Genomic DNA, 4,095 nt, shown 5'->3' with positions numbered 1-4,095 from the left:
TCCCACATGGAAATGCGTTCCAAAAGTGGGGAGCGAGCCTGCTCGCGAAGAGGCCGTAACAGCCAGCCTAAATCCCACAGAGCTGCCGCAACAAATCGATATCCAGATGCTGCTCCACCAGATCCGCCAACCGCTCGATATCGCGCTCGCGCAAGCCGTGGTAATCCACCGTCTGCACATCACTCAACCCGGCCCAGCGCAGTAACGCGACACTGGCTTGCGGTGATTCGAACAAGCCATGCAGATAAGTGCCAAAAACCTGCCCGTCCAGACTCTGCGCGCCATCGCAACGACCATCATCCAGATGCACCGCCGCATTCTCCAGCGCCGGCCCCACCGTCACGCCCGCATGGATTTCATAGCCACTGACCTCGGCGTTTTCCAGCGCCAGATGCCCGCGCACATTGCGCAATTGCTTCTCGGCTTCCAGCGTGGTTTCGAACGCCAGCAAACCCAGGCCGGCACTGGAGCCCGGCGCGCCTTCCAGGCCCAGCGGATCGTGCACCTGCTCGCCGAGCATTTGCAGACCGCCGCAGATCCCCAGCAACTTGCCGCCATAGCGCAAGTGCCGATTGATCGCCGCGTCCCAGCCATTGGCACGTAAATAGGCAAGATCGCTGCGCACGCTTTTCGAGCCGGGCAGGATGATCAGGTCGGCGGCAGGGATCGCCTGCCCCGGGCCGATGAATTGCAGATCGACCTGCGGATGCAAACGCAGCGGATCGAAGTCGGTATGATTGCTGATACGCGGCAGCACCGGCACCACCACTTTCAGCACTTGCTCGGCCTTGTCGGTCTGACGCTGGTCGATACCATCCTCAGCCTCCAGATGCAGATCCATCACGTACGGCAGCACGCCGACCACCGGTTTGCCAGTGCGTTGTTCCAGCCAGTCGAGGCCCGGTTGCAGCAAGGCGATGTCACCGCGAAAACGATTGATGATGAAACCTTTGACCCGTGCCTGCTCGCTCGGCGACAGCAACTCCAGCGTGCCGACCAGATGCGCAAACACCCCGCCGCGATTGATGTCGGCGATCAGCAGCACCGGGCAATCCACCGCTTCGGCGAAGCCCATGTTGGCGATGTCACCGGCACGCAGATTGATTTCGGCCGGCGAGCCAGCGCCTTCAACCATCACCAGCGGATAGGCCGTGCTCAGCCGCTCGTGCGACGCGAGCACCGCTTGCATGGCGATGGCTTTGTAGTCGTGATAGGCCACTGCGTTCATGCTGGTGACCGCGCGGCCATGGATGATTACCTGCGCGCCGGTGTCGCTGTTGGGCTTGAGCAACACCGGGTTCATGTCGGTGTGCGGTTCGAGATGCGCGGCTTGCGCCTGCACCGCTTGCGCCCGGCCGATCTCGCCGCCGTCGGCGGTCACCGCACTGTTGAGCGCCATGTTCTGCGGTTTGAACGGCACCACCGCCACGCCCTGACGGGTGGCCCAGCGGCACAGCGCCGTCACCAGCGTGCTTTTACCGGCGTCGGAGGTGGTGCCTTGCACCATCAGGGTGGTCATTTCGATTCCTTGGCAAAGGCTTGCAGCGCCTGTTCGAGGCGCGCTTCTTCAGCGGCGTTGGCGGGCAGGCCAAAACGCAAACTGCTGTTGTGGGTGAAGATGCGCAGAAGGATCCCGCGTCGGGCCATGAATTCGTGCAACGCAGGCGCGTGCTCGGTGATCAGCCACTGAAACAACGCACAACCCCCATGGGGTTTGAAGCCATAACGCTCCAGCAGCAGCGCCAGACGTTCACTGGCCTCATCGCTGCGAATACGTTGCCGAGTGTGCGCTTCGGTGTCCTGCAAACAGGCCTGACCGAGCACCCGCGTCGGCCCGCTCACCGCCCACGGCCCGACCTGTTCCGCGAGCAACCTGAGCAACTTGCGCTCGGCCAGCACAAACCCCAGACGCACCCCCGCCAGACCGAAAAAACTTGCCGAAGGAGCGCAACACGATCAGGCCAACTTGATGGGTGTGCGAGGCCAGGCTCAGCTGCGGCGTGTTATCCATGAACGCTTCATCGACCACCAGCCAGCCGCCGCGCTGGGCCAGCCGCGCATGCCAGTCGAGCAGCCGCGCCGGGTTCAGGCTCAGGCCGGTGGGATTGTTCGGATTGACCACCACCAGCACGTCGAGGCTATCGAGAAAGAATTCCACTTCCTGCTCCAGCACTTCGCGCACGATGTAACCACTGCGACGCCAGGCTTCGGCGTGCTCGGCATAACACGGCGACAACACACCGACCTTGCCGGCACGGCGCAAACGCGGCAGCAGCTGAATCGCCATTTGCGAACCGGCCACCGGCAGCACCTGCGAAGCACCGTAGTAATCACACGCGGCCTGCTCCAGCCCGTCGTCGGCTTCCGGCAAGCGTGCCCAGGCGCGCAACGGAATCTGCGGCACCGCAAACGGCCACGGCGCAAGCCCGCTGGACAGGTCGAGCCAGTCGGCCTCGGCAATCCCGTAATCGAGTGCAGCCTTGCGCAGCCGGCCACCGTGCTCAAGCATAGAATTCAGCCCCCACGCAGAGAATCAGCAGCCATAACCATACCCCGCGCTGGACCAATTGCCAGCCGCGATCAATCGAATCGGCATCCGCCGGCGCACCTTCGCCCAGTTGCGGACGCTCATGCAGCTCACCGTGATAAATCGCCGGTCCGCCCAGTTCGACGCCTAACGCACCGGCGCCAGCCGCCATTACCGGACCGGCGTTGGGGCTGTCCCATTGCGGGCCCTGGCTGCGCCAGCATTTCCAGGCGAGCCGGGTGTTGCCCAGCAGCGCGTAGGTCAGCGCCACCAGTCGGGCCGGAATGTAGTTGAGCACGTCGTCGATTTTTGCCGCGCACCAGCCGAAGCGCTCGAAGCGTTCGTTGCGATAGCCCCACATTGCGTCGAGCGTATTGCTCAGGCGATAGAGCACCACGCCCGGCGCACCGGCCACGACAAACCAGAACAGCGCGGCGAACACCGCGTCACTGCCGTTTTCCAGCACCGATTCGGTGGCGGCGCGGGCGACGGCGGTGCTGTCCAGTTCGCTGGTCTGACGGCTGACCAGATAACCCACGCGTTTGCGTGCTTCTTCCAGATCATCGCTGCGCAGGGCTTTGGCCACGGGCTCGACGTGTTCGCCAAGACTGCGCATGCCGAGGGCACAATACAGCGCCAGAATCTCGACGATCCAGCCCACGTACGGTGCCCAGGAAAACGCGGTGGCGAGCAAGGTCAGCGGCAGCACCGCGATCACCCACGCGGTGACCCCGTGACTGCGCCAGCCACGTCCGCCCGCATTGAAACGGCGCTCGATGCGCCCGGCAAAATTGCCGAACGCCACCAGCGGATGCCAGCGTTTCGGTTCACCCAGCAGCGCATCCAGCGCGACCGCGGCGACACTCAACAACGCCACACTCATTGACTCACTCCCCAATAATTTTCGTACAGCAACTCATTGAGCGGCCGCGCCTGCGCCCACCCTTCGAGTACCAGCATCGGCGCCGGATAGAATGCCTTGACCGGCCCCAGGCACAACACCGCCAATGGCTTGGCTCCGGCCGGCAGCTGCAGCAGATCGGCCAGCGCCTGCGGTTCGAACAGCGACACCCAGCCCATGCCCAGCCCCTCGGCACGGGACGCCAGCCACAGATTCTGAATCGCGCAGGACAGCGAGGCCATGTCCATTTCCGGCAGCGTACGACGGCCGAAAATATGTTTTTCGCGATCGTCCATCAGCGCCGCGACCAGGACTTCGGCGCAGTCGTTGATGCCTTCGACCTTGAGCTTCATGAACTCGTCACTGCGCTCGCCGAGGGCTTCGGCGGTACGCACGCGTTCGTCTTCGACGAGGTTCTGGATCTGCCCGCGCAAGGCGCGATCGCTGATGCGGATGAAACGCCATGGCTGCATCAGACCGACGCTGGGCGCCTGATGCGCGGCTTCGAGCAGACGGCGCAGCAGCTCCGGTTCGACCGTGCCACCGGTGAAGTGGCGCATGTCGCGGCGCTCGGCGATGGCTCGGTAGACGGCTGCGCGTTCGGCCTCGGAATAGGCGTTGTCGGTCATGGCCCCATCGCTGGCAAGCCAGCTCCCACAGGGGATCG

Annotated in this window: 3 protein-coding genes and 1 pseudogene; all 4 read right to left on the bottom strand. The window is 63.9% G+C overall.

The window, feature by feature from the left end; genetic code table 11:
- Nucleotides 1–67: 67 nt before the first annotated feature.
- The 4 genes and pseudogenes from HT737_RS03130 to bluB all read right to left on the bottom strand — a co-directional run bounded on the left by HT737_RS03130 (nucleotide 68) and on the right by bluB (nucleotide 4,057).
- Complete coding sequence (locus HT737_RS03130; RefSeq protein ID WP_182401395.1) at nucleotides 68–1,519, bottom strand: cobyric acid synthase; 1,452 nt, start codon at nucleotides 1,517–1,519, stop codon at nucleotides 68–70.
- Nucleotides 1,516–2,509 (bottom strand): annotated as a pseudogene (cobD, locus tag HT737_RS03125) (threonine-phosphate decarboxylase CobD). Before cobD ends, HT737_RS03130 begins: the two are co-directional and overlap by 4 nt.
- Complete coding sequence (gene cbiB, locus HT737_RS03120; RefSeq protein WP_095667135.1) at nucleotides 2,502–3,410, bottom strand: adenosylcobinamide-phosphate synthase CbiB; 909 nt, start codon at nucleotides 3,408–3,410, stop codon at nucleotides 2,502–2,504. Before cbiB ends, cobD begins: the two are co-directional and overlap by 8 nt.
- Nucleotides 3,407–4,057, bottom strand: coding sequence for a 5,6-dimethylbenzimidazole synthase (gene bluB, locus HT737_RS03115; RefSeq protein ID WP_182401392.1), 651 nt, complete (start codon nucleotides 4,055–4,057; stop codon nucleotides 3,407–3,409). Before bluB ends, cbiB begins: the two co-directional genes overlap by 4 nt.
- Nucleotides 4,058–4,095 lie beyond the last annotated feature (38 nt).

Origin of the sequence: Pseudomonas sp. MD195_PC81_125 (assembly GCF_014060985.1) — a bacterium.
Lineage (GTDB): Bacteria > Pseudomonadota > Gammaproteobacteria > Pseudomonadales > Pseudomonadaceae > Aquipseudomonas > Aquipseudomonas parakoreensis.
The sequence above is the reverse complement of the archived record's forward strand: the minus strand, read 5'-3'. Positions and strand labels throughout refer to the sequence as shown.